19 protein-coding genes are annotated in these 25,131 nt (G+C 71.5%); 7 read left to right on the top strand and 12 right to left on the bottom strand.

All coding sequences use genetic code 11. From position 1 onward, the window contains the following. Positions 1–50: 50 nt before the first annotated feature. The 6 genes from manA to AC5P1C_RS10075 all read right to left on the bottom strand — a co-directional run bounded on the left by manA (position 51) and on the right by AC5P1C_RS10075 (position 6,818). Positions 51–1,208 carry a mannose-6-phosphate isomerase, class I gene (gene manA / locus AC5P1C_RS10100; protein ID WP_493865353.1) on the bottom strand — a complete coding sequence of 386 codons (1,158 nt, stop codon included), beginning with the start codon at positions 1,206–1,208 and terminating at the stop codon, positions 51–53. Between the two features lie 85 nt (positions 1,209–1,293). After that, a complete protein-coding gene (locus AC5P1C_RS10095) occupies positions 1,294–2,490 on the bottom strand; it encodes an SIS domain-containing protein (RefSeq protein ID WP_493865352.1) in 1,197 nt (398 codons plus the stop codon). A 123-nt stretch (positions 2,491–2,613) separates the two neighbouring features. Further along, positions 2,614–2,790, bottom strand: a complete 177-nt coding sequence (locus AC5P1C_RS10090; RefSeq protein WP_493865351.1) for a Trm112 family protein — start codon at positions 2,788–2,790, stop codon at positions 2,614–2,616. 296 nt (positions 2,791–3,086) lie between these two features. After that, a complete protein-coding gene (locus AC5P1C_RS10085) occupies positions 3,087–4,451 on the bottom strand; it encodes a phosphomannomutase/phosphoglucomutase (RefSeq protein ID WP_493865350.1) in 1,365 nt (454 codons plus the stop codon). A 134-nt stretch (positions 4,452–4,585) separates the two neighbouring features. Next, on the bottom strand, positions 4,586–6,202 hold the full coding sequence (locus AC5P1C_RS10080) for an L-lactate permease (RefSeq protein ID WP_493865349.1): 1,617 nt from the start codon (positions 6,200–6,202) through the stop codon (positions 4,586–4,588). 241 nt (positions 6,203–6,443) lie between these two features. Next, positions 6,444–6,818: a DUF3499 domain-containing protein gene (locus AC5P1C_RS10075; RefSeq protein ID WP_030793262.1), complete on the bottom strand. Its 375-nt coding sequence runs from the start codon at positions 6,816–6,818 to the stop codon at positions 6,444–6,446. Between the two features lie 377 nt (positions 6,819–7,195). Between AC5P1C_RS10075 and AC5P1C_RS10070 the strand changes: the two genes are divergently transcribed. Then, positions 7,196–7,657: a metallopeptidase family protein gene (locus AC5P1C_RS10070; protein WP_493865348.1), complete on the top strand. Its 462-nt coding sequence runs from the start codon at positions 7,196–7,198 to the stop codon at positions 7,655–7,657. Between the two features lie 14 nt (positions 7,658–7,671). On the opposite strand, the gene AC5P1C_RS10065 is transcribed toward AC5P1C_RS10070, so the two are convergent. The 3 genes from AC5P1C_RS10065 to AC5P1C_RS10055 form a co-directional block, all read right to left on the bottom strand. After that, positions 7,672–9,171 (bottom strand): DUF5719 family protein, encoded by a 1,500-nt coding sequence (locus AC5P1C_RS10065; protein ID WP_493865347.1) that lies wholly within the window; start codon positions 9,169–9,171, stop codon positions 7,672–7,674. Continuing rightward, positions 9,168–12,842, bottom strand: coding sequence for a glycosyltransferase family 2 protein (locus AC5P1C_RS10060; RefSeq protein WP_493865346.1), 3,675 nt, complete (start codon positions 12,840–12,842; stop codon positions 9,168–9,170). Before AC5P1C_RS10060 ends, AC5P1C_RS10065 begins: the two co-directional genes overlap by 4 nt. A 204-nt stretch (positions 12,843–13,046) precedes the next feature. Continuing rightward, positions 13,047–13,310: a WhiB family transcriptional regulator gene (locus AC5P1C_RS10055; RefSeq protein WP_016642094.1), complete on the bottom strand. Its 264-nt coding sequence runs from the start codon at positions 13,308–13,310 to the stop codon at positions 13,047–13,049. A gap of 703 nt (positions 13,311–14,013) precedes the next feature. On the opposite strand from AC5P1C_RS10055, the gene AC5P1C_RS10050 reads away from it, so the two are divergent. The 3 genes from AC5P1C_RS10050 to AC5P1C_RS10040 are packed head-to-tail and all read left to right on the top strand — an operon-like array spanning position 14,014 to position 16,833. Further along, complete coding sequence (locus AC5P1C_RS10050) at positions 14,014–14,529, top strand: cysteine dioxygenase (RefSeq protein ID WP_493865345.1); 516 nt, start codon at positions 14,014–14,016, stop codon at positions 14,527–14,529. Positions 14,530–14,563: 34 nt separating this feature from the next. Beyond that, positions 14,564–15,520, top strand: a complete 957-nt coding sequence (gene cofD, locus AC5P1C_RS10045; protein WP_493865344.1) for a 2-phospho-L-lactate transferase — start codon at positions 14,564–14,566, stop codon at positions 15,518–15,520. Further along, positions 15,517–16,833: a coenzyme F420-0:L-glutamate ligase gene (locus tag AC5P1C_RS10040; protein ID WP_493865343.1), complete on the top strand. Its 1,317-nt coding sequence runs from the start codon at positions 15,517–15,519 to the stop codon at positions 16,831–16,833. The genes cofD and AC5P1C_RS10040 overlap by 4 nt, the downstream gene beginning before the upstream one ends. A 168-nt stretch (positions 16,834–17,001) precedes the next feature. Here the strand turns inward: AC5P1C_RS10040 and AC5P1C_RS10035 are convergent, their stop codons facing one another. The 3 genes from AC5P1C_RS10035 to AC5P1C_RS10025 all read right to left on the bottom strand — a co-directional run bounded on the left by AC5P1C_RS10035 (position 17,002) and on the right by AC5P1C_RS10025 (position 20,796). Continuing rightward, entirely contained in the window at positions 17,002–18,012 is a 1,011-nt protein-coding gene (locus tag AC5P1C_RS10035; RefSeq protein ID WP_493865342.1) for a DNA-3-methyladenine glycosylase family protein, read from the bottom strand. 181 nt (positions 18,013–18,193) lie between these two features. After that, positions 18,194–19,276: a mannose-1-phosphate guanylyltransferase gene (gene manB, locus AC5P1C_RS10030; RefSeq protein WP_493865341.1), complete on the bottom strand. Its 1,083-nt coding sequence runs from the start codon at positions 19,274–19,276 to the stop codon at positions 18,194–18,196. Between the two features lie 143 nt (positions 19,277–19,419). Continuing rightward, positions 19,420–20,796, bottom strand: a complete 1,377-nt coding sequence (locus AC5P1C_RS10025) for a peptidoglycan recognition protein family protein (RefSeq protein WP_493865340.1) — start codon at positions 20,794–20,796, stop codon at positions 19,420–19,422. Positions 20,797–20,934: 138 nt separating this feature from the next. Here AC5P1C_RS10025 and AC5P1C_RS10020 point away from each other — a divergent pair, with 138 nt between their 5' ends. The 3 genes from AC5P1C_RS10020 (at position 20,935) to AC5P1C_RS10010 (ending at position 25,093) form a co-directional block, all read left to right on the top strand. Then, entirely contained in the window at positions 20,935–21,690 is a 756-nt protein-coding gene (locus AC5P1C_RS10020; protein ID WP_493865339.1) for a TIGR03089 family protein, read from the top strand. A 159-nt stretch (positions 21,691–21,849) separates the two neighbouring features. Further along, positions 21,850–23,136 carry an LCP family protein gene (locus AC5P1C_RS10015; protein ID WP_493865338.1) on the top strand — a complete coding sequence of 429 codons (1,287 nt, stop codon included), beginning with the start codon at positions 21,850–21,852 and terminating at the stop codon, positions 23,134–23,136. 226 nt (positions 23,137–23,362) lie between these two features. Next, positions 23,363–25,093, top strand: coding sequence for an LCP family protein (locus tag AC5P1C_RS10010; RefSeq protein ID WP_493865337.1), 1,731 nt, complete (start codon positions 23,363–23,365; stop codon positions 25,091–25,093). The last annotated feature ends 38 nt before the right edge of the window (positions 25,094–25,131 follow it).

Genomic DNA, 25,131 nt, shown 5'->3' with positions numbered 1-25,131 from the left:
CCCGCCCTTTGCGGTGGGTCATTGTTGCAGCACGAGGCGCTGGTGGTGAGTCAGGCCACCACAGTGGCACGGAAGACCGTGCCGACTCCGGACACTTCGGCCTTTTCCTCCGCGGGAACGAACACGGACTGCCCGGGGGTCAGTTCCCCGGCGTCGCCCACGCGGACCGAGCCCGCGACGCAGAGCAGGATCTGCGGGGTGACGGCCGTGAGGTCGTGGGATGCGGCGGCGCCCTCCGGCAGGACGAAGCGGGAGAGGCGGAACTCGTCGATGGGGGTGTCGTAGACCTCTTCGCCGGTGGGTGAGGCCTCCGGGCGCAGGACTCCCGGATCGGTCGCCTCGAAGCGGACGATGCGCAGGAGTTCGGGTACGTCGACGTGCTTGGGGGTCAGTCCGCAGCGCAGGACGTTGTCCGAGTTCGCCATGATCTCGACGCCGAGGCCGTCGAGGTAGGCGTGCGGGACTCCGGCGCCGAGGAACAGGGCCTCGCCGGGCTGCAGTCGGACGTGGTTGAGGAGCATCGCCGCGATGACGCCGGGGTCGCCGGGGTAGTGGTGCGCGAGACCGGCGTACGGGGTGTAGGCGCCGCCCAGGCGCTCGGCCGCGGCGGCGGCGTCGGCGACGGTCGCGGCCATCTCTGCGGGGTCCGCGGTCAGAACGGCCGTCAGGACCTCGCGCAGCGCGCCCTCTTCGGGCTTGGCGTGCAGGAGATCGACGTACGGCTTCAAGGAGTCGACGCCCAGACCGGCGAGCAGGTCCGCGGCTGCGACGGGGTCTCGGAAGCCACAGAGGCCGTCGAACTCCGTGAGCGCGCAGATCAGTTCGGGCTTGTGGTTGGCGTCCTTGTAGTTGCGGTTCGGGGCGTCGATCGGGACGCCGCGGCTCTCCTCGTCCTCGTAACCCTCCCTGGCCTGCTCCAGGTCGGGGTGCACCTGGAGGGAGAGCGGCGCGCCCGCGGCGAGGAGCTTGAGGAGGAAGGGCAGGCGAGGGCCGAACCTGGCGACCGCCGCCCGGCCGAGCTCGCGCCCCGGGTCCTCGTCGATCACCTCGTCGAGCGGTCCGCGCCCGGTGCGCGAGGGCGCGCCGGGGTGGGCGCCCATCCACATCTCGGCCTGCGGCTCACCGGTCGGCTCGACGCCGATGAGCTCCGCGATGGCGGTGGTGGAGCCCCAGGCGTAGGGGCGGATGGTGTTGGTGAGGCGGTCCACGGAGGGGTTCTCCCTTACGTACGTACGCGGTGCAGGCGGTGCGGTGCGATGCGGTGCGGGGGCTGCGGTCATGACCGGGCTGGGGTCATGATCCGTCCCTCGGGGCGAGCGCCAGGTAAACGGCGGCGAAATCCGTGACGGCGATCAGGTCCGCGAGGGTCTCCAGTTCCTCGCCGTCCTCTGGCTCGAGCTCGCTGATCGCGATGTCGTGGCCGTGGGCGAGCTCGCGGGCCGCGGGCGCCGCGCTGAGGCCTCCGGCGTCCACGGGGCGGTCGCGGAGCAGGACGACGCGGGCCCGCAGCTGCTGGGAGTCCTCGACGCGGTCGCGGAAGAAGTCGTCGCCGCCGCCGCTCGGGGCGAGGTTGCCCGCGAGCAGGGCGCCGTGCGCGGGCAGCGCCTCGGGCAGCTCGCCCGCGACCGCCGGGTGTCCGGCGAGCTCGGCGAGCGAGGCGGCGAAACGGCGGCCGACGGGGCCCGCGAGGCGGCCCTCGGTCCAGATCACCGGGAGCGCTTCGGCGAGTTCGGCGGCGAGCGTCTTGGCGGGGTTGCTGTACGTCGCGATGACCGGGCCGCAGCGTTCAGCGACGTGGTCGAGGCGGTCGGCGATCTTCTCAAGGGTCTCGACCGGCGCGGTGATCAGGCCGGTGCGGTCCAGGAGGATGAGGAGCGGGGTGAGCAGGGCCCAGAGGGTGGCGGGGGCGGAGGCGGCGGCCTCGTCGTCCAGGCGGCGGGCCTCGTACGACTCGGAGGCGCGCTCTCCGTCGTGCGGGGCTTCGTACTCCCCGTACGGGGATGTGGCCATCGCGACCGTGAGGCCGTGCGAGCCTTCCACGCCCTCGGCCAGCGGGGAGCGGGCGGGGGCTACGGCCACGACGGTGCAGCCGCGGCGGTAGGCCTGTTCCGCGAGGAGTTCGAGGCCTGGTTCCGTGCCGTCCGGGGTGGCGACGAGCAGCAGGTCCAGGGGGCCCGCCCAGCCGGGGAGCGCCCAGCGCAGGGCGCCTGCGGCGGGGGCCACGCCGGTGGGGGCGAGGCGGATCACGGGGCAGCCCGCTCCCGCGAGGGTGCCGAGCAGATCGGCCACGCAGGTGGCCGCGGTGCCGGGGCCCGCGATGAGAATGGCGCGGGGGCGGCCGTCGGGCTTGAGCTGCGTGAGCCCGGCCTCCTTGGCGTGCCGCACCGCTGTGCGGACGCGGGCGCCTGCTTCTGCGGCGCCGCGGAGGAGGCCGCGGCGGTCGGCCACGGCGAGGGCCTCGGGGGCGTCGAGCAGCGATTCGTCGAGCATGGGGTCGGGCCTCCGATTCGCCGGGCGGCGGGGCGGAGCGCCGCCGGTCACACTTCTTGTCGTTTCGCCGTTACGCCTGGCCTGCGAGGGCTTTGCAGGCCTTGTCAGGGCCTTGCGCGGGCCTTACGCGGGGCGGCGGGCCTCGTCGACGAGGAGTACGGGGATGCCGTCGCGGACGGGGTAGGCCAGGCCGCAGTCCTTGGCCTTTGCCGTGCAGACCAGCTCCGCGTCCGCCTCCTTGAGGGGGGCGTGGCAGGCCGGGCAGGCGAGGATCTCCAGGAGGCCGGCTTCGAGCGGCATGGGGTGGGTCCCTTCGAGCGGGTGGGGTGGGGAATGTCGCCTGGTCAGCCTACCTCCGGCCCCTGGGCCTTGGGCGGGCTTCCCGGCTGGGGCTTCTTCCTGGCCCCTGGGCGGGCTACCTGGCCGGGGCTTCGCCCCAGGCCCCCTGGTGGGGCACGCCGTCGTATGCGTCTGCGGGCCGGTGGGCGTTTCTGCCCACCCGTTCCGCCTTGCGGGCCGGTGGGCACAAACGCGGCGGCGGTCAGGGTGGGCGGGAGCGGCGGACTCCCACAAACGCCGGCCACCTCAGTTTTGGCTCACGCCCTGATGATCGCCAAAGCCTCGTCCCTTGCCCTTGTCATCGTTGCCTCGTCCCTTGCCTCCACGTTCAGGCGCAGGAGTGGTTCCGTGTTGGAGGCCCGGACGTTGAACCACCAGTCCGTGGCCGTCACCGTGAGGCCGTCCAGGTCGTCGATGGTGACGCCATCCGCCGCCTCGTACGTCGTCCTGATCGCCGCGAGGCGGGCCGTCTGGTCGTCGACCGTGGAGTTGATCTCGCCGGAGGCGGCATAGCGGTCGTACTGCGCCACGAGGGCCGACAGCGGGCCGTCCTGGTCGCCGAGCGCCGCCAGGACGTGGAGCGCGGCCAGCATGCCCGTGTCCGCGTTCCAGAAGTCGCGGAAGTAGTAGTGCGCCGAGTGCTCGCCGCCGAAGATCGCGCCCGTCTTGGCCATCTCCTCCTTGATGAAGGAGTGGCCCACGCGGGTGCGGACCGGCGTGCCGCCGTTCTCCCGCACGACCTCGGGGACCGACCACGAGGTGATCAGGTTGTGGATGACCGTGCCCTTGCCGCCGTTGCGCGCCAGCTCGCGCGAGGCGACCAGGGCCGTGATCGCCGACGGTGAGACCGGATCGCCGTTCTGGTCGACGACGAAGCAGCGGTCCGCGTCGCCGTCGAAGGCGATGCCCAGGTCGGCACCCTCCTCGCGCACCCGCTTCTGCAGGTCCACGATGTTCTTCGGGTCCAGCGGGTTGGCCTCGTGGTTCGGGAACGTGCCGTCCAGTTCGAAGTACATCGGAACGAGCGTGAGCGGCAGGCCCGCGAAGACCGTCGGGACGGTGTGCCCGCCCATGCCGTTGCCCGCGTCGACGACGACCTTCAGGGGGCGGATGGAGGTCAGGTCGACCAGGCCGCGCAGGTGCGCCGCGTAGTCCTCCAGGGTGTCCCGCTCGGTGAGCGTGCCCGGCGTGGCCGCCGGCGCCGGGGCGCCGGACTCCGACCAGCCCTCCACCAGGGAGCGGATCTCGGCGAGGCCGGTGTCCTGCCCGACCGGAGCGGCGCCCGCGCGGCACATCTTGATGCCGTTGTACTGCGCGGGGTTGTGCGAGGCGGTAAACATCGCGCCCGGCAGGTTCAGCGCGCCCGACGCGTAGTACAGCTGGTCCGTCGAGCACAGGCCGATCTCCGTGACGTCCACGCCCAGCGCCGCGGCGCCCCGCGCGAAGGCCCGCGAGAGGCCGGGCGACGACGGCCGCATGTCGTGCCCGGTCACGATCGCTGCCGCGCCCGTCACCTTCGCGAAGGCCGCGCCGAACAGTTCGGCGAGCGACTCGTCCCACTGGTCAGGGACGACCCCGCGCACGTCGTACGCCTTCACGATCTGGGACAGATCAGCAGTCACGGCCAACCCTCTCTGCAGGTTCTGCGAGTTCAGCGGTTTCGGAGAGCACTCGGAGAGTGCTCGTCGGTCACCCCAAACTACCCGCAACGAATGACAACCAGCTGTGAGTGCCGGGAAGCCGGCTCACGCTGTCGTCACGGCAGCATCCAGCCGAGCACCACCGTGCTCTGTCCCACCACGATCAGACACATCACCAGCAACAGGCCGAGGCTCCATGGGAGCACCTTGCGCAGCAGATCGCCCTCCTTGCCCGCGAGGCCGACCGCCGCGCACGCGATCGTCAGGTTCTGCGGGGAGATCATCTTGCCGAGCACACCGCCCGAACTGTTGGCCGCCGCGAGCAGTTCGGGCGAGAGCCCGGACTGCTGGGCCGCCGTCACCTGGAGGGCGCCGAAGAGAGCGTTGGCCGAGGTGTCCGAGCCGGAGACCGCGACGCCGAACCAGCCGAGCACCGGCGACAGGAAGGCGAGCCCCGCGCCCGCGGCCGCCACGAAGTGGCCGATGGTCGCGGCCTGTCCGGACAGGTTCATCACGTACGCGAGGGCGAGCACGGAGGTCACGGTGAGGATCGCGAACCGCAGCTCGTGCACGGTCGCCAGCCATTCCTTGACCGCCACGCGCGCGTGCACCCCGATGACGGCCGCCGTGCCGACGCCCGCGAGCAGCACGAGCGTCCCGCCCGTCGCCACGAGCGGCAGCGAGAAGAGATTGCCGCCGACCGGTTCGCCGTCGGGTCCCGCGACGTCCAGGAAGGGCCAGTCGAAGGTCTGCGTCGCCTTGGCCAACAGGTCCTTCACCGGCGGGATCTGGGCCACCGAGAAGATGGCGACGATGAGCGCGTACGGGGCGTAGGCGCGCAGGATCTCCGGGCGCGGGTCGTCGTGGTCCAGGTCTTCGCTGCGTACGCCGGTGAGGACCGCGACGCGTACGGGCTCCTCGGCGGGCTTGCGCGCGCTGGGCACCGCCATCAAAGCGCCCGCACCCGCCAACGCCGCCCCGATGTCGGCCAGCTGGGCGGAGACGTAGTTGGACGCGGCGAACTGCGCGGCGGCGAAGGCGAATCCGCAGACCAGGGCGGGCACCCAGGTCTCGCGCAGGCCGCGCCGCCCGTCCACCAGGAAGACCAGGAGCAGCGGTACGACGAGAGCGAGCAGCGGGGTCTGGCGGCCGACGACCGAGGCGACGGTGTCCAGCGGAAGGCCGGTGACCTGGGCGAGCGTCACCACGGGCGTGCCCATGGCGCCGAAGGCGACGGGCGCGGTGTTGGCCACGAGGGCGACGACCGCGGCCTTGACCGGGTCGAAGCCGAGCGCCACCAGCATCACCGCGGAGATCGCGACGGGCGCCCCGAATCCGGCGAGCGCCTCCAGCAGGGCCCCGAAGCAGAAGGCCACGACGAGTGCCTGGATGCGGGGGTCGTCCGAGAGCCGTCCGAAGGAGCGGCGCAGGATGTCGAAGTGCCGGGTACGGACGGTCATCCGGTACACCCACAGGGCGTTGACGACGATCCACAGGATGGGGAAGAGCCCGAAGAGGGCACCTTGCGCGGCGCCGGACGCGGTCTGGCCGAGCGGCATCCCGTACGCGATCCAGGCGACGAGGGCGGCGACTCCGAGGCCGATGAGGCCCGCGTGGTGGGCCTTCATGCGGACGGCACCGAGCAGGACGAGGACGGTGAGGAGGGGCAGGGTCGCGATGAGGGCGGACAGGCCGAGCGAATCGGCCACGGGCTCCAACTGCTGCACGTACACGGACGGCTCCCCGGTTTCCGTGATGCGGAAAGTGATCTCTCACGAGTGGGGGAATGCTCGTGTCGACGCCATGGGCACGTCAATGGGTTGTGCACGAGAAGTTGTTCAGAAATAAACGACAGGGGTCTACGGAGACACGAGGCCGCGGAAGCAGAGGTCTACGGAGAGACGCGTCGTAGGGAGAGGCGCGCCTTGCGGGGAGGAGCGTCTTACGGAGACGGCGCCGTACGGAGAGGGGCGCTCAGGAATCCGGTGAGCGCAGCACCCGCAGATGGCCGCGGCGTGCGACCTCCATCGGGTCCGCCCTGCGGGCTCCGCCGCCGGCCTCCGCCGCGCGCTCCTGCGGGCGGGCCGCCTCACGCACCGCGTTGGCGAGCGCTTCGAGGTCGTCACCGCTGGGGCGGGCGGGACCGGAGGCGTCGGCGAGGCGGACGACCTCCCAGCCGCGGGGCGCGGTGAGGCGCTCGGAGTGCTCGGCACACAGGTCGTAACAGTGGGGTTCGGCGTAGGTGGCGAGGGGGCCGAGGACCGCGGTCGAGTCGGCGTAGACGTACGTCAGCGTCGCGACGGCGGGACGGCCGCAAGCGGTGCGCGAACAGCGACGTACAGGGCTCACGATGTTGGACGGTACCGCACTCTTGAGCGGGCCGCGACGACTCTCCGGGAGGTCACCCCACCGTGTCGTGGTGTGATCCCCGCCACGGCACGCTCGCGGGACGCCTCGCTGACCTGCGGTGACACAAGAGGCCTGGGTGACCAGTGGTGTTGAATCCGGTCACCACTTGGCGCAAATCCCGTCATTCGACGCGAGATCGACGGTCCCGGAGAGATACGGAATCGGGCCCAAGTCTGGCCGGAACGGTCATCATGCGACACGGCGCGCGCCGCAGAGAAGCCGTACGGAAGCCGGGCGGAAGCCGGTACGGAAGCCGGGCGAAAGCAGGGTGGAAGCTGTACGGAAACGGCGATCTCGAGGACTACTCTTCGTCAGTGATGGACGACCCCGTACAGCCCCGCACCGCAGACCCGAGGCCCCGCCGCCGCGACCGCCACGGCAGGGGCATGCGCGGCCCCGTGGCGCCTCCCCAGGTGCCGCTGTCCGCGAGCCGCGCCGAGGTCTTCACCGACCTGGTGCAGGACTCCGTGGAACGCCTCGAGCGGCGGTGGCCGCAGCTGAGCGAGATCGAGTTCCTGGTGCTCGATGTGCCCGCACTTGGACGGGCCGGGGGCGCGGGCGACGACGACTGGAACGACGACGTCGTGCCGCTCGGGGGCACGATCGAGGCCTCCGACGGGCGGCCCGCCCGGGTGGTCGTCTACCGGCGCCCGGTGGAGATCAGGACCAAGGGGCGGGAGGAGCGGGCCGCGCTCGTCCACGAAGTGGTGGTCGAACAGGTCGCCGAGATCCTCGGGCTCTCGCCCGAGTCGGTGGACCCGAGGTACGGCGAGGACTGAAGGCCTGCCGAGGCCTATTTCTGCAGCACCTTCAGATCCTGTTCCGCCTCGGGCACCGACACCGTCCCCCTGTCGTCCGGCAGGGTCTGGACAGTGAACATCGGGACGCCTCCCTGCGGGTCCTCCAGCATCCGGGAGGCGTGGACGTCACCCCCCGACACCGGTTCCACCGTGAGGGCGTACGTGCCCTTGAGGCCGCTCGGGACAGGGGCCTTGACCCCCAGCGTCGTGCCGCCCTTGACCGTGTACGTCTTGCTCGTCGACGAGCCGCCCTCGCTGCCGTCCGACGCGGTGACCTTCACCTTGCCGGTCCTGCCGGGGGCGACGAACGACAGCGTGGAGCCCTTCGAGTGGTTGTCGGCCACCGTCGCGCGCGTGCCGATCGCCTTCGTGGCGGGGATGAAGGCCGTCTCCTGGTCGGCGCCCTTGCCGCGGGTGACCCGCAGGGCCGCCACCACCGGCGCCGCGTCCTCGGTCGGCGTCAGGATCAGGGAGCCCGCCTCGCCCTTGGTGACGTCACCGAGGTCCACGGCGGTCGTCATGCCGGACTTGACGTGCAGGTTCGCGTGTCCCGCCGGGCTGATCGAGCCGGAGGGCGCGGCCAGTTGGACCTTCAGGTCCGCGTCGTCCGCGCCGGGCGCGAAGGCCACCAGACGTACGGAAGTGGCGTCCTTGGGGATGCCGGGCAGGACCAGACGGCTCGCTGGGTCGGCGGACGGGGGCAGCCAGTCGCCGCCGAGCTTGTCGTCCGATGACTGCACGGCGGCGGCGACCCGGCCGCTGCGCGCGGTCACGTGCATCGTGAGGTTGGTCTGCTCCTTGGGCGAGAGCGTGGACAGCAGGACCGGGACGCTGGAGTGCGGCTGCACCTGGATCGCCTCGCCCACCTCGGTCTTGAGGGCGCCGTCCTTGCCGTACAGCTCGACGTCGACGATGGCCGCCGAGTCGTCCGGGTTCGTCAGGTGGACGTAGTCGCTGCGGTCCTTGTCGGTGCTCGCGCCCGGGAACCAGAAGTCCGTGTCGGGCGCCGTGCAGTTGGTGCCCTGGAGGCCCCGGCCGCTGCCCACCTCGTACTTGGTGGTCTGCTGCACGGTCCAGCCCGGGGCCAGCTTGCCGTCGGCGGTGCCGAGGAGCGCGGGCGACTCTCCACCGGACTCCTCACCGGTGACGGGCTTGCCCGGTGCCTTCGAGGTCAGGAAGGGCTTGTCGTCCTTCTTCTTTTCCCTGGCGGAGCCCTCCGGTGTGACCTTCAACGCCCTGGTGGCGGGCAGCAGTTCCGCCTTGCCCGCCTCGCCGGAGCCCTCGCCCTTCGGCGTGAACGCCGTGTACGAGGTCTCGGCGAGGTCGGACGAACTGGGCACCGGGCAGAGCAGGCTCGACCGCTCGACGGGCAGCCGCGCGGCCGCCTTCGCGCCGTCGTCGCCGCTGCCGTCGGGCGCGTTGACCACGGCGAATCCGGTGACGGCGGCGAGCGCGGCCACGGCTGCGATCAGGGACTGGGTCGTGCGGTTCACTGCTGGCTCCCGTCGGGGCGCTCACTGTCGGTGCCGTGCGGCGGCTGCGGGGGCTGCGGCGGCATCGGGGGCTGCTGCGGCCCGTACGCGGCGTCGTACGGCTGGCCGTACGGCTCGCCGGCGCCCTGCACGCCTCCGTAGGCGTACGGGTCGTACTGGCCGCCCTGGTAGGGGTCCTGGTACGCGGTCTCGTCGTACGAGCCGGCCGGATACCGCGCGTCCTGGTACTGCTGCTCGCCCTGATAGGTGCCGTAGCCGGCGCCCGGGTGGGCGGGGGCTTCCCACTCGCCGTACGACTGCGACTGCTGCTGGGGCACCGCCGCGTAGGCCCCTTCCTCCTCCGGAGGAGGAGGCGGAGTACCGGCGTCGTCCTGCCCGGCGCCTGCCTGCGCGGCCTCCTGCTCCGCCTGCGCGGCCCGCAGCCTGCGCGCCCTGCGCCCCTCGCCCTCGACCGGCTGCGCGGGGATGACGGGCTCGTCGGGGAGGTCGTCGTCCACGTGGCGGCGGCGTCCGGGAAGGGCGAGCACCACCAGGACCACGGCGAGCGCGCCCTGGGCCCACAGCCAACCCGTGTGGCCCATGGGGGTGTCGTACGTGACGTCCAGGCGGCCGCCCGACGCGGGCAGGTCGAAGCCCTGCGCCCAGCCGTCCAGCGTGGTGCTGGTCAGCGGGGTGCCGTCCAGGGTCGCCGTCCAGCCGTCGTCGGCCGCGTCGGCGAGCCGCAGGGTGCGGCCCTCGTCGCCCGCCGGGATGTTCGTGTGCAGCTCCACGGGGCCCGCCGCCACCGGCAGGGGGTCACCGGACTCGGGGACGATCGCGGCGCGTGCGACCTGCCGGTCCACGCGCCACAGGGCGCTGCCGTCCTCCTGGCTGAGCCGGGTCAGGCCGGGGGTGGAGTCCAGGGTGCGGCTCATCTCGCGGGGCGCGCCGTCCCGTACGAGGACGTAGCGCACGGCGAAGCCGCCGAGCTGGTCGGCCTGGTCGGCGCCGGAGCCCGCGAGGAGCCGGGCGACGATCTTGTCGAGGCCTTCGTTCGAGCCGCCCGCTTCGGCGAGCTCGGCGTCACCGAGCCGGGCGCCGGAGCCGCGGACGAGTGTGTACGACACCTGGGCGGCCGACTCGCTGTCCAGGACGAGCGTGCGGGCCTGGTCCTGCGTGCCGCTCTCCTCGGCGACGAACGCGGGTACCTGCACCGGGTCGCGCCGCTCCAGGGGGCCGTCGGCGCCACGGATCATCCATCCAGCGGCGACGAGCAGCGGCCCGGCTGCCGCGGCGAAGGCGATGAGGACGGCGACCGGCTGGCGCCAGCCGAAGCTCTGCTCGGCGACACGTGTGCGTGCCCCGTCGGCTCCTAGCGCGGCGGCGGCCAGGAGCGCGATGCCGTAGCCGAGGGTCGCGGGGCCTGCCCACGCCGAGCTGTTCGAGAGCGCCGCGAAGACCAGCGAGACCAGCGCGACGACCCAGGCGGTGCGGACGGCGAGCTGCCGCTCGGTGCGCAGCAGTGCGGCAAGGGCGGCGAGCACGATGCCGATGAGCAGCAGCCCGTCCACGGTCCCGGGGCCGCCGGGGCTGCCCCCGAGCAGGTCGAGCCCGGTCGCGGAGCCGGTGCCGAACTCGAGGCCCGCCTCACCGAAGAAGCCGAAGGGCAGCAGCGAGAGCGACCACGGCGCGAGGATCAGGAGCGGGGTGCCGAGCGCGGCCAGGAAGCGCAGTCCGTACGCCGTGATGTCGCCCCTGCGCACCACGAGGAGCGCGAGGCCGAGCACCAGGGCGATGGGCCAGATGATCGGCGTGAAGGCGGTGGTGATCGTCAGGAGCAGGGCGAACGCCCATGAGGCGCGCCAACTGCCGCGCGCACCCTCCGAAGAGGTCAGTCCGCTCGCGGCGATGCCCGCGCGCGCCATGAGCGGCAGCAGGATCGCGAGGACGGCGGTGCCGATGCGCCCGCCCGCGAGCGCGCCCGTGGCGGCCGGCAGGAAGGCGTACGAGACCGAGGCCCAGGCGCGCAGCAGGCGCGAGGTGACCAGCGGCCGTGAGGCGAAGTAGGCGGCGAAGCCGGCCAGCGGCACCGAGCCGACGAGGAGCACCGTGACGGCGAGCCCGGTGGACCCGAACATCAGGGTGCTGAGCCCCGCGACGAGCGCGATGTACGGCGGCGCCGACTGCGTGCCGCCGGTCCCCACGGGGTGCCAGGCGTCCAGATAGCGCGCCCAGAGACCGGAGGAGTCGCCGGGCGCGGGCAGCAGCGCGCCGCCCGCGAGGGCACCGCTGCCGAGGAGTTCGCGGCAGGCGATGAGCGCGGCGAAAAGCAGCACTACGAAGAGCATCGGTCCCGGCTTGCGGGCCACGCGCTTCAGGCGTGCGAACTGCTCGACCTGGAGGAAGTCGGCGTCGTCCCCGCCGGGTCCGGACTCGACGGCTCCGTGCCGCCCCGCGCCGGTGACGGCTTCGGGGTCGGAGCGGCCGACGACATTGCCTGCGACCTGTTCGACGGTGGCGCGCACCGTGGCGCCCGGCGGCGGGAACAGCGGCCTCATCTCGGCCGGTTCGAGCGCCGACTTGCCGCGCCGCTTGCGGGCGCCGACGATCCGTCCGGGCCGCAGCAGCGTCCCCAGGAGACCGGCGACCTCGTCGACCGCCTGGCCCGGAACCTTGCCGACCAGATACGCGACGGTGCGCAGCAACGTGCCGAAGACGAGCCGGAAGAGCACCCAGGGCAGCACGGCCGTACGGGCGTTGACGAGCAGGGTGTAGGCGGCGCCCGCCTTGTCCACGCGGTGCGGCGACGTCGACGTACGCCCGACGCAGTCGACGGTGCGGCGCTCGCGCGAGGAGGCCTCGGCGTGCCGCACGACGGCTTCGGGGGCGATCAGCACGCGGTGTCCGGCGTTCTGGGCGCGCCAGCACAGGTCGACGTCGTCCCGCATGAGCGGAAGGCGCCGGTCGAACCCGCCGAGCTCGTCGAAGACATCACGCCGGATCAGCATCCCGGCGGTCGACACGGAGAGGACGGGCCGTACGTGGTCGTGCTGGCCCTGGTCCTGTTCGCGGCGGTCGATGCCGGTCCAGCGGCGGCCGCTGTTGGCGATGGAGACGCCGACCTCGAGGAGCTGGCGGCGGTCGTACCAGCCGCGCAGCTTGGGGCCGACGATCGCGACGTCCTTGCCGACCTCGCGTTCGTTCTCCACGACGCGGAGCAGTTCGGCGAGGGCGCCGGGCTCGGGCGCGCAGTCGTCGTGCAGCAGCCACAGCCACTGTTCGGGCTCGCCGTGCGGCAGTTCGGGAAGGTCGTAGGTCTCGTCTCGCCAGGTCCGGCTGACCGGGTCCCAGCCGCTTGGACGCTTCAGATACGGCAGCTCTTCCGGGGTCAGCACGCCGGCGGTGCGGTTCGCCTCGTCGACGGCGGTGCCGAAGCCGGAGCGCCGGGCCAGGTGCAGGACGCGGTCGGGGCCGAGTGCCTCGGTGACCAGGCGGGCGGAGTCGTCCGCGCTGCCGGTGTCCGCGGCCACGGCGTTCTGCACCGGGCGCTCCTGGCCGAGCAGACCGGCCAGGGCGTCGGGCAGCCAGCGGGCGCCGTCGTGGGAGACGATCACGGCGGTGACGACGTGCCGCGGGAACTCAGGAGCGGCAGCGTCGTGGTGACTGGCTGCCGAATGGCTGTGCACGGACATCGAGGTACGGGCCCCGGTTCGATGGACTGCGGTGGACGCCTGCGCTTCATGGGGGCGCCGGGGCGTCTCGGACGGGGCCCCACACTAACGGCTGGCATCACAACAGCCCGCCGCCTGTGGATAACCCACGGGCGTCGGGCTGTTCCTTACGTAGGGGTGTGTGCCGTTTGGTCGGCAGGTCGGTCGGGCGGAACCACCTCGTGTTCAGACGGCGGCCTTCTTCAGGCGGCGGCGTTCACGCTCCGAAAGGCCGCCCCAGATTCCGAACCGCTCGTCGTTCGCCAGTGCGTACTCAAGGCATTCCGAGCGAACCTCGCAGGCGAGGCAGACCTTCTTGGCCTCTCGCGTGGAGCCGCCCTTCTCGGGGAAGAAGGACTCGGGGTCGGTCTGGGCGCACAGCGCGCGCTCCTGCCAGCCGAGTTCCTCGTCCGCGTCCTCGACCAGCAGTTCCTGAACCAGCTCGGTCATGTGCGCCCCTCGTCTGTCTGTGCGTCCCCGTGGTGCTTGCCGTTACCGATTTCGGCTGAACGACACGAGTGAAATTACAAGTGTGCCGATCCGGGCCAGTCAAGCCGAGATCTGCTATTGGGCCCCTTATTCACCCTGCGGAACCAAGGTAATGCGGAAAGTGTTCAAATCGGCATAAACCCCGTCACCTTGCCGGCGGCCCATACCGAGGTCCGTGATCACCCCTCATCAGGGAAGGACGCCACGGAGATCGATCCCGTTGCGACCGGTCCACCGAAGCGAAGGGGATCACATTCGGGTCACGGGATCACGTCGGGGTTTACGCGCCGGTTGAAGCGCGATGTGTCCGGTGCGCCCGCTGCACAAACCTTTCACCTGCGAGAGCAACCGGATGAGGTGAAACATATCCCACATAGCGGACATAGAGTTGACAGGGAAGGTGTGAGCCGCTGTCCTAGTGGGCATGCTCGCAAACTTGGCACTCTCGACGACCCGCACCAGCGGGCTCCTCGGTGCTGCCCACGCGCGCTGTCTCTGTTCCTGTTCCAGCTGTTGAGCCTTCCCGCTTCCAGCTGTTGAGCCCGCTCCGGCGCCCTATCGCCGTCCGAGCCGCTTTTCCCTTCTGTGACCTTGTAGCCCCTTCTGTTCCCTCGCATCAGCTCCCTAGCGACTCCCAGCACTCACGTTGAGGAACCACCGCACCATGAACAGCGACAGCGACCTCCAGATCGCCGGCGACATCCTCGAAGTCCCGCACCTCCTGCAGCCCGCCCGCGAGCACCCGGCCACCGTGGCCGAGTTCGTCGGCCTTGCCCGCACCATCGCCGCCGACCGCGCCCAGTGGGCCCACCTCGTCGAGTACGACGCGACGAGCCGCTGGTACCACCGCCTGCGCACAGGGCCGGGATACGAGGTCTGGCTGCTCTCCTGGGTGCCGGGCCAGGGCAGCGGGACGCACGACCACGGCCTCTCCTCCGGCGTACTCACGGTCCTGGAGGGCGAACTGACGGAGCGTACGGAGCGCGGTCAGCGCGCGCTCGGCGCCGGGGCCCAGCGCGTGTTCGCGCCCGGGTACGCCCACGACGTCGTCAACGACGCCCTGGAACCGGCCGTCAGCCTGCACATCTACTACCCCGGTCTGACCGACATGCCGATGCACGCGGCGCAGTGCGGCGTGCGGGCCACCGCTCCGGCGGCCGGAGATGTCGTAACCGCCTGACGCACTGTCGTACCTGCCTGACATGCTTGGTGCCATGCGCATTGTGGTCCTGGCCGGCGGTATCGGCGGCGCCCGTTTCCTCCGCGGGCTCAAGAAAGCCGCGCCTGACGCGGACATCACGGTCATCGGCAACACCGGTGACGACATCCACCTGTTCGGGCTCAAGGTCTGCCCCGACCTCGACACCGTGATGTACACGCTCGGCGGCGGCATCAACGAAGAGCAGGGCTGGGGACGTACGGACGAGACGTTCAAGGTCAAGGAAGAACTCGCGGCGTACGGAGTGGGACCCGAGTGGTTCGGGCTCGGCGACCGTGACTTCGCCACGCACATCGTGCGGACGCAGATGCTGGCCGCCGGATTCCCGCTCAGCGCGGTCACCGAAGCGCTGTGCGAGCGGTGGCGGCCCGGCGTGCGGCTCATCCCGATGTCGGACGACCGCGTCGAGACGCACGTCGCCGTCACGGTCGACGGCGAGCAGAAGGCCGTGCACTTCCAGGAGTACTGGGTGCGCCTTCGGGCCTCCGTGGACGCGCACGCCGTCGTGCCGGTCGGCGCGGACCAGGCCAAGCCCGCGCCCGGCGTCCTGGAGGCGATCGCCGACGCGGACGTCGTGATCTTCCCGCCGTCCAACCCCGTGGTGAGCGTCGGGACGATCCTGTCCGTGCCGGGGATCCGCGAGGCCATCGCCGACGCGGGCGTGCCCGTCGTCGGGCTCTCCCCCATCGTCGGGGACGCGCCCGTGCGGGGCATGGCCGACAAGGTGCTCGCCGCGGTGGGCGTGGAGACGACGGCGGCCGCGGTCGCCGAGCACTACGGGAGCGGGCTGCTCGACGGATGGCTCGTCGACACCGTGGACGCGGGTGTCGTGGAGCAGGTCGAGTCGGCCGGGATCCAGTGCCGGGCGATCCCGCTGATGATGAGCGACGACGACGCGACCGCCGAGATGGCGCGCGCGGCGCTCGCCCTCGCGGAGGAGGTGCGGGCGTGAGCTCTTCCGAGGCCGGGGCTTCGCCGTCGTACCGGGTGTGGGCCGTTCCCGGACTGCCCGAGGTGCGTCAGGGGGACGACCTCGCCAAGCTGATCGCGGCCGCGGAGCCGGACCTCACCGACGGTGACGTACTGCTCGTCACCTCGAAGATCGTCAGCAAGGCCGAGGGGCGCGTCGTCGAGGCGGGTGACCGCGAGGCGGCCATCGACGCGGAGACGGTGCGGGTCGTGGCGCGGCGCGGGGCCCTGCGCATCGTCGAGAACCGGCAGGGGCTCGTGATGGCCGCCGCCGGTGTCGACGCCTCGAACACCCCTGCGGGGACGGTGCTGTTGCTGCCCGAGGACGCCGACGCGTCGGCGCGTGCGGTGCGGGACGGGCTGCGGGACGCGTTGGGCGTGGACGTGGGCGTCGTGGTCACCGACACCTTCGGGCGGCCCTGGCGCAACGGCCTGACGGATGTCGCCATCGGGGCCGCCGGCGTGCGGGTCCTCGACGATCTGCGGGGCGGGTCCGACGCGTACGGCAATCCGCTGAGCGCGACGGTCGTCGCCACCGCGGACGAGCTGGCCGCGGCCGGTGACCTGGTCAAAGGGAAGTCCGACGGGCTGCCGGTCGCGGTGGTCCGCGGGCTGCCGCACGTCGTGGGGGACACCGAAGAGGGGGCTCGCGCCATGGTGCGCGGCTCGCGTGACGACATGTTCCGGCTCGGGACGTCCGAGGCCGTGCGGGAGGCGGTGACGCAGCGGCGGACCGTGCGGGAGTTCACGGACGATCCGGTGGATCCCGGGGCCGTGCGGCGGGCCGTGGCGGCGGCGATCACCGCGCCCGCGCCGCATCACACGACGCCGTGGCGGTTCGTCCTCCTGGAGTCCGAGAGCTCGCGGGTTCGGCTGCTGGACGCGATGCGGGACGCGTGGGTCGCGGATCTGGAGCGGGACGGGAAGTCCGCGGAGTCCATCGCCAAGCGTGTGCGGCGGGGCGATCTGCTGCGCCGGGCGCCCTACTTGGTGGTGCCTTGTCTGGTGATGGACGGCTCCCATACGTACGGGGATGCTCGGCGGGACGCGGCCGAGCGGGAGATGTTCGTGGTCGCCGCGGGCGCCGGGGTGCAGAACTTCCTTGTCGCGCTCGCCGGGGAGCGGCTCGGCTCCGCCTGGGTCTCGTCGACGATGTTCTGCCGGGATGTCGTACGTCGGGTCCTGGAGCTGCCGGGCGACTGGGACCCGATGGGGGCTGTTGCCGTGGGGCATGCGGCGGGTGAGCCCGCGGCTCGGGCCGCGCGGGATGCGGGGGACTTCGTCCGGGTGCGGTGAGGGGGCTCGCCGGGGGCGTTGGACTGTGCAGGCTGTGCGGGCTGTGCGGCTGCGGGGTCTGATTTCGGCTGCCGGCTTGTGGGGGCTTGTCGCGCAGTTCCCCGCGCCCCTTGCGGGGCCTCCCGTAGAGGCTTGGCCCGGCGTTTACCGCGCCCCTTGCGGGGCGCATCAGAGTGCCGCGATGTTCCCCACCCGCATACGCGGCTGTCTGCGGGGCGGGGTGTGGCCGCTCAGGAGGATCAGGCGGGCCGCCCGGTGGCGTTGGCCCTCGTAGGGGGCGAGGAGACGCAGCATCTCCTCGTCGTCCGCCGTACGGTCGCCCGCCAGCGCGTAGCCGACGATTCCCGGCAGGTGGAAATCGCCCACCGTGACCGCGTCCGGGGCGCCGTTGCTGCGCTGGATCGTCTCCGCCGACGTCCACGGGCCGATGCCCGGGATCAGTTCCAGGCGGGCCTGGGCCTGGAGCGGCTCCATCGTCGCCGCCTCCTCCATGCGCGCGGCCACGCGTGCCGCGCGCAGGATCGTCGACGCGCGTTTGTTGTCCACGCCCGCCTTGTGCCACTCCCAGGACGGAATCAGGGTCCAGGTCCTCGGGTCCGGCATGACGTACATGCGGAGTTCGGCGGGGGTCGGGCCCGGTGCCGGTTCGCCGTACTTGCGGACCAGGAGGCGCCACGCGCGGTACGCCTCGTCCGTCGTGACCTTCTGCTCCAGGATCGACGGGATCAAGGACTCCAGGACCAGGCCCGTGCGGATGAGGCGGAGACCGGGGCGGCGGTGCGCTGTTGCCGCGAGCAGGCGGTGGCGGGGGGTGAAGGCCTCCGGGGCGTCGGACTCGCCCATCAATTGCGGGAGTTGGTCCAGGAGCCAGGTGGCGCCCTCGCCCCAGGCTTGCGCCTCCACCGTGCCGCCGCGCGCGGCCACCCGGAGCGTGCCGGGGCCCTCCGGGGTGCGGCTTGCCCGCCAGGCCGAGCCGTCCGGGGTCGTACGGAACGTGGGGTCCGCGGGGCCTCTGCGGAGGGGGCCTACCGTCAGGGCCAGGTTCAGGGGATAGGGCGGGGTCCAGGTGCGGGTCCGTCCCGTCGTCGGGTGACGGGGGGCGCCTTGGGGCACGACCGTTTCGCCGCCGCGCACTGTGGTGCGGGTGGGGGTGGAGCGGGGGGCGAAACGGGATGACATCTGTATGAGGGTAAGGGCTTTTGTTTCCCCGGCCCCGCCCCTTCCCGAAACCCGCTGGCGCGGGGGCCCTGCGTGCCCTCATCACCGGCTCCGCCGAGTTCGTCCTCAAACGCCGGACGGGCTGAAAGACCACCGGACGGGCTGGAGGACCACCGGACGGGCTGCCAGAAGCGAAGCCCAGCTACTGGTCCGACGAGAACCGCACCGCCCCCGCCGGCACCCTCGCCCCGCACCACACCCGTACGCCGTCGCGCAGTTCGTTGTCGGCGCCGACCTCCGCGCCGTCGCCGATCACCGCGCCCGCGAGGACCGTGCGGGGGCCCACCCTCGCGCCCTCGCCGATCAGCGAGTCCGTGACGATCGCGTTCGGTTCGATGACCGCGCCCGCGAGCACCGTGCTGCCGTCCACCCGTGCGCCCTCGCCGATCACCGCGCCGTCGCCGACCACCGTGCCGCCGGTGAGCTTGGCGTCCGGGGCGACCCTGGCCGTCGGCAGGACCAGGCGATCGCCGCAGCGGCCGGGGATCGCGGGGGACGGCGCGCGGCCGAGGACGAGGTCGGCGGAGCCGCGTACGAAGGCCTGGGGCGTGCCCAGGTCCAGCCAGTACGTCGAGTCGACCATGCCCTGGAGGTGGGCTCCGGAGGCGAGCAGGTCGGGGAACGTCTCGCGTTCGACCGAGACCGGGCGGCCCGCCGGGATCGAGTCGATGACCGAGCGCCGGAACACGTACGCGCCCGCGTTGATCTGGTCGGTGACGATCTCCTCGGGGGTCTGCGGCTTCTCCAGGAAGGCCTGCACCCTGCCCGTGTCGTCGGTCGGCACGAGGCCGTACGCGCGGGGGTCGGTGACCTTCGTGAGGTGCAGGGAGACGTCCGCCCCCGACTCCTCGTGCGTCGTGACCAGGGCGCGGATGTCCAGGCCCGTGAGGATGTCGCCGTTGAAGATCAGGACCGGCTCGTCGGGTCCCGAGCTCAGGCGCGATGCCACGTTGCGGATCGCGCCGCCCGTGCCGAGGGGTTCGGTCTCCGTGACGTACTCGATGTGGAGGCCGAGGGACGAGCCGTCACCGAAGTACGGCTCGAAGACCTCGGCGAGGTACGAGGTCGCCAGGACGATGTGCTCCACGCCTGCCGCGCGGGCCCGTGCCAGCTGGTGGGTGAGGAACGGGACGCCCGCCGCCGGAACCATCGGCTTGGGGGTGTGCACCGTGAGCGGACGCAGCCGGGTGCCCTTGCCGCCGACCAGGAGGATCGCTTCTGTCACCTGTCGTCTCTGCTTCCTGCTGGGGCCGGCCGAACTTGAGTCGCGGCCGGCCAGTGTATGCAGATGGCTTTGCAGATCGTGCAGTGCGCTGTGCGGGTCGTGCGGTGTGCCGTGTGGTACCGGTCGTGCGGTGCGGCCCGGCCTCAGCGGCCCTGGAGGCGGGCCGAGGAAGAGCGGGCCGTGCCCAGCTTCTTGTACAGACGAGCGCCGGGGCATTCCGTGGCGAAGCCGTCGCGGTGTCCGGAGATCACATGGAGCCGGACGTTCGTGCCTTTCCTGTACAGATTGCCACCGCCGGACTTCAGATATGTCTTTCCGCGCGGGTTCGCGCCGTGCAGGCCGAGCTTCCACGCGGTCAGCCGCGCGACCGCCTTCACGGCGGCCGACGGCGGACTGGAGGAGCCGAAGCTGCCGAGGACGGCGATGCCCGTGCTGTTGGTGTTGAAACCGAGAGTGTGGGCCCCGAGGACCGGCTTGGCCACACCTCCGGCGCGTCCTTCGTAGATGTTTCCGCACTTGTCGACCGCGAAGTTGTAGCCGAAGTCACGCCAGCCGCTGCTCTTGACGTGGTAGCGGTAGATGCTGCGCAGCACGGAGGCCGCCTGTGAGCAGCGGTAGTTGTTGCCGGTCGCGCTGTGGTGCACGAAGGCGGCCTTCACCGTCTTCGAGTACCCGAACTGCCTCTCGCGGAGCTTCTCGTCCGCGCCCCAGCCCTTGCGCGTGATGATGCGCGGCCGGGGTCCCACGTAGGGCCGCGCCTTCCCGGCGGCATCCTGCGGGCCGCCACGGGCCGCGATCAGGTCGGACTCCGTCTCCTTCTTGCTGAGCGCGGGGATGGCGGCGGCGCCCATCGGGGCGAGGTCGGCGTTGACCGCGGAGGACGCGGCGGTCTCCGCGGTCAGGGCCGGGGAGCGGGGGTTCTCGGGTGCGGGGCCCTGCGGGGGCGGCTCGGCGCCGGGGTCGACGAGTTCGAGTCGCAGCCCCGAGGGGAGGGCCTGTTCCCCGGGAGAACCGGCGCTCGCGCGGTGCTCCGGCACCTCTCCGCGTACGCGGATCTCGACGGCGTCCGAGTCGCCGACCCACAGCGGTGCCGTGGAGCCGCGGACCTTGCCCGACGCGCGCTCCGGGGTGTCCGGGTCGGCCGCGTGCTCGTGGTTGTGGGTCTCCACGGACTGCCAGCCGGACCAGGTGCCGGTGCCGGTCGCACGCGTGCGGACCTGGACGCTGCCGTGCAGTTCGTCGTCCGGGTCGTCCCAGACGACGCCGACGAGGGAGAAGGGCCGGACCTCCCGCTGGAGCAGGCCCTGTTCGCGGGAGGCGCCGCCGCCCGTGGAACGGTCGGAGCCGAGTGGGGCGAGCGGGAGGGACTGGGTGCTGCCAGGGATGGATGGTGCGAAGCGCGCCGCTGGCGACTCCGCGGCCGGGGTCGCGGCGCTGGCGCCGGACGACGGCAGAGTGAGGGGAAGGGCCAGGGCGGCCGCGCACGTGACGCCGATCGAGGAAGCTAGAAATCCACGCATACAACCGATAGTTCGCATAGCAGAACACATCTGTCCATTGGGGAATTGACGGGCCGTCTGTTCGTGTCCGCCGAACCGGTGGCCCGCACTCCCCCGCCACACCCGGCGGCGGCAGGGCACCCGCGTACCCTTGCGCCCGTGAACGCCACCGACCGCACCCCTGCCGACCTGCTGCGTTCCGCGCTCGCCGCGGACCCGGGCCGCCCGCTCATCACCTTCTACGACGACGCCACGGGCGAGCGCGTCGAATTGTCCGTGGCCACCTTCGCCAATTGGGTGGCCAAGACCGCCAATCTGCTCCAGGACGACCTGGCCGCCCAACCCGGCGACCGGCTCGCGCTGCTGCTTCCCGCGCACTGGCAGACGGCGGCCTGGCTGCTCGCCTGCTCGTCCGTCGGTGTCGTCGCCGACGTGGGCGGCGACCCGGCAGGCGCCGACCTCGTCGTCAGCGGGCCCGACTCCCTGGAGGCGGCGCGGGCCTGCTCCGGCGAGCGGGTCGCCCTGGCGCTCAGGCCGCTCGGCGGGCGCTTCCCGCAGGCCCCCGCCGGTTTCGCCGACTACGCGGTCGAGGTGCCGAGCCAGGGCGACCGTTTCGCTCCGTACGCTCCCGTGGACCCGGACGAGCCCGCCCTCGCCGTCGCCGGCGCCGGCGAACTGACGGGTGCCGAGCTGGTGGAGCGGGCCCGCGCCGACGCCGGTGCGCTGGGGCTCGCGCCCGGCTCCCGGATCCTCTCGGGTCTGTCGTACGACACCTTGGAGGGCCTGAGCTCCGGTCTGTACGCCCCGCTGGCCGCCGGCGGCTCCGTGGTGCTCTGCCGCCACATCGACCGGCTCGCCGAGGACGGCCTGGCGAAGCGGATCGAGGACGAGCGGGTCACCGCCACCGCCAAGTAGTCCCTGCCCGGCGGCGGGTCTCCCCCGCCGCCGCCCCGCCCCCGCTGTCCCCCGTTCGGCCCACACGAGCCCCTGGCCCGCAGGCCCCCGGCGTCACGTCGGTCCATGGTCGTAAGAGCGCACCATGCACCGACGTCGCTACGAGGGGTGGACGTATACGTGTCCGACACCGCAGGCACGCCCGCCGGTCCGGAGCACCCGGATCCGGATGGCGCCCCGCCTGAGCCACTGGGCACGTACGCACCCGGCGCGGGCTCCAGCCCCACGGGTGAGGGCGTCGCCCGGCGCAGGCGGCGCTGGCTGCGCTGGACGGCGATGGGGGTTGCCGGGCTCGTGCTGGTGGCCGGGGGCGCGGGCTGGGCGGTCTACAAGAAGCTCGACAGCAACATCACCAAGGACACCGACGCCGCGGCGGAGCTGGCACGCTACGAGAAGGAGCGCCCGACGCCGCTGGTGCACGACGCGCAGAACATCCTCCTGATCGGCTCCGACACCCGCTCGGGCCGGGGCAACAAGAAGTACGGCCGCGATCCGGGCACCCAGCGCTCGGACACCACGATCCTGCTGCACCTCGCGGCCGACCGGAAGAGCGCGACCGCGGTGTCGATCCCGCGGGACGTGATGGTGGACATCCCCAGCTGCCGCAAGGCCGACGGATCGCGGACGCGGGCCCGGTTCGCGCAGTTCAACTGGGCGTACCAGTTCGGCGGGACGGCCTGCACCATTCGTACGATCGAGAAGATGTCGAGGATCCGCGTCGACCACCACATGGTGGTGGATTTCGCCGGGTTCAAGGACATGGTCGACGCCGTCGACGGCGTACAGGTCTGCCTCAAGAAGCCGATCAACGACAAAGACGCGCGCCTGAAGCTCCCCGCGGGCAAGCACACCCTCAACGGCGAACAGTCGCTCGGCTACGTGCGGGCCAGAAAGAGCATCGGCAACGGCAGCGACACCGACCGGATGGACCGCCAGCAGCAGTTCCTCGCGGCGCTCGTCAACAAGGTGCAGAGCAATGACGTCCTGCTCAATCCGGCGAAGCTCTATCCGGTTCTCGACGCGGCCACTTCTTCGCTGACCACGGACCCGACCCTTGCGAGTTTGCGTGGTTTGTACGAACTGGTGCGCGGCATGCGCAACATCCCCACAGAACAGGTGCAGTTCCTCACCGTGCCCCGGCGTTCGTATGTCTACGACCCCAATCGGGATGAACTCGTCGAGCCCGCGGCGGACGAACTCTTCACCCGCCTCCGAACGGACGCACCCCTCCAAGTGACGCGCGAGGAGCCCGAAACGGCCCCTCGCGACGCGCGGGCGGACGGCTACGAAGACTCCGAGGATGCCGACGGTTCGGACGGCGGCGAGAAGCCGGACGACCCTTCTCGTACGCCGAGCCCCGCTCCCACATTCCGGGGCAACACGGCTGCCGGAACGACCTGCGAGTAAAGCCATCCTCAAGCGCAAGACCGCCCACACAAAGAAATGGGGCGGATTGCCCAGTTGTAGGGAAGTGGAATTTGTCACCGGCGTCGTTCGCCGCTGAACCGGCCGGATAGTGTGAGCGATCCGGTGCGCCGGGCCCTTCATGGCCGCGCACCCTGAACGACTGACCGAGCGCCTTATCTGAGGGGGGAAAGGCGCCGCGTGGCCCCGACGGAGGACGCAGCTAACCGTGGACGCGCAAGGCCGTGGGCGGGCGGAGAACATCGACCCCGCAGACCAGTGGGTACTCAACCCGAACACCGGCGATTACGAACTGCGACTGAGCCCTTCCGCAGGGCAGTCGGCAGTGCCTGGACCCCGCAGATCACCGCGGTCCTCGCCTCGCCAGGGAACGCGCGGCCGCGATGGCCGACGCGACGAGCCCCGTGACGAACAGCGCGACGTGCCGCCGCAGCGCAGGCGCCGGGCTCCGCAGCCGGAGGCCGCGGGCGGGCGCCGCAAGCAGAAGCCGAAGAAGGCCAAGGGCAAGAAGGTCCTGATGTGGACGGGCGCTTCGCTCGCCCTCCTCCTGCTGGTGACGGGTGTCGGCGGGTACCTCTACTACCAACACCTCAACGGCAACATCAACTCGATCGCCGACGACGGCGCGAGCACCGGCGGCTTCAGCAAGGACCGTGCCATCAACATCCTCGTGATGGGCACGGACAAGCGCAGCGGCGAGGGCAACGAGAAGTACGGCGACAAGGGAAGCGTCGGCCACGCGGACACGACGATCCTGCTGCATGTCTCCAAGGACCGTACGAACGCCACCGCGTTGAGCATCCCGCGCGACATGATCACGGATATTCCGGACTGCCCGACCACGATGGAGGACGGCAGCAAGAAGACGATCGGCGGCACCCAGGGCGCCCGCTTCAACGAGAGCCTCGGGCAGAGCGAGCGCACGCCGAGCTGCACCATGCGTACGGTCACGGAGATCACCGGAATAGTCCCCGACCACTTCATGGTGGCCGACTTCAACGCGGTCAAGACGCTCTCCAGCGCGGTCGGCGGCGTGGACGTCTGTCTGGCCAAGGACATCGACGACCCGGACTCGCACCTGAAGCTGCCCGCGGGCAAGCACACCATCGAGGGCGAGGAGGCGCTGGCGTTCGTCCGCACTCGTCACTCCGTGGGCACCGGCGGGGACTTGAGCCGCATCGAGCTGCAACAGCAGTTCCTCAGCTCGCTGATGCGCAAGCTCAAGTCGAACGACACGCTCACGAACCCGTCGAAGATGATAAAGCTGGCCGAAGCGGGCACCGAGGCGCTGACCGTCGACTCCAAGATCGCGGACATCATGAAACTCCGTGACCTGGGCATGGAGCTCGGCAAGCTCGACATGAAGAACCTCAGCTTCGCGACCGTGCCGGTGATCGACAACCCGGCGGAGAAGGTCCACACGACGGTCGTCGTCGACAAGGCCAAGGCCGATCCGCTGTTCTCCATGATGCGCGCCGACGAGTCGCTGACCGCGGTGAAGAAGAAGGAGAAGAAGGAGAAGGCGGAGGTCGCCGCCCGGCTCAAGGGCAGCAAGTCCGCGGCCTCCGACGTGCGGGTCAACATCTACAACGGCAGTGGCAAGACCGGCGCCGCTCAGGCAACTCTCACGTACTTGCAGAACACTGAGGGCATGTCCAAAGCCAGCCAGCTCGGCAACGCGCCGTCCGACCTCAAGAAGACGACGCTGGAGTACGCCCCCGACCAGGCCGACCAGGCCCGGAGGCTCGCCGACGTCATGGGCCTGTCCGGCTCCGCGATGAAGCCCGGCAAGAGCGAGAAGAACTCGCAGGGGCTCCCCGCCATCAAGCTGACGCTGGGCAGCGACTTCAAGGGTGCGGGGGTTCCGATCAGCACCCCGTCGAAGGCGCCTGAGGGCATCCAGAAGGTCGAAGCTGACAAGACTGTGTGTGCCAAGTGACCTGAGGCGGCCATTCTGCGTCTAACTGGGCGCAGGAT

The organism is Streptomyces sp. A18, assembly GCF_059026065.1.
The sequence above is the reverse complement of the archived record's forward strand: the minus strand, read 5'-3'. Positions and strand labels throughout refer to the sequence as shown.

Excerpts from the sequence above, each read along its gene's own strand:
- AC5P1C_RS10095 (WP_493865352.1), bottom strand. The coding sequence starts at position 2,490 with ATGCTCGACGAATCGCTGCTCGACGCCCCCGAGGCCCTCGCCGTGGCC.
- AC5P1C_RS10090 (WP_493865351.1), bottom strand. The coding sequence starts at position 2,790 with ATGCCGCTCGAAGCCGGCCTCCTGGAGATCCTCGCCTGCCCGGCCTGC.
- AC5P1C_RS10070 (WP_493865348.1), top strand. The coding sequence starts at position 7,196 with ATGGACGACCCCGTACAGCCCCGCACCGCAGACCCGAGGCCCCGCCGC.
- AC5P1C_RS10060 (WP_493865346.1), bottom strand. The coding sequence starts at position 12,842 with ATGTCCGTGCACAGCCATTCGGCAGCCAGTCACCACGACGCTGCCGCT.
- AC5P1C_RS10055 (WP_016642094.1), bottom strand. The coding sequence starts at position 13,310 with ATGACCGAGCTGGTTCAGGAACTGCTGGTCGAGGACGCGGACGAGGAA.
- AC5P1C_RS10050 (WP_493865345.1), top strand. The coding sequence starts at position 14,014 with ATGAACAGCGACAGCGACCTCCAGATCGCCGGCGACATCCTCGAAGTC.
- cofD (WP_493865344.1), top strand. The coding sequence starts at position 14,564 with ATGCGCATTGTGGTCCTGGCCGGCGGTATCGGCGGCGCCCGTTTCCTC.
- AC5P1C_RS10035 (WP_493865342.1), bottom strand. The coding sequence starts at position 18,012 with ATGTCATCCCGTTTCGCCCCCCGCTCCACCCCCACCCGCACCACAGTG.
- AC5P1C_RS10025 (WP_493865340.1), bottom strand. The coding sequence starts at position 20,796 with ATGCGTGGATTTCTAGCTTCCTCGATCGGCGTCACGTGCGCGGCCGCC.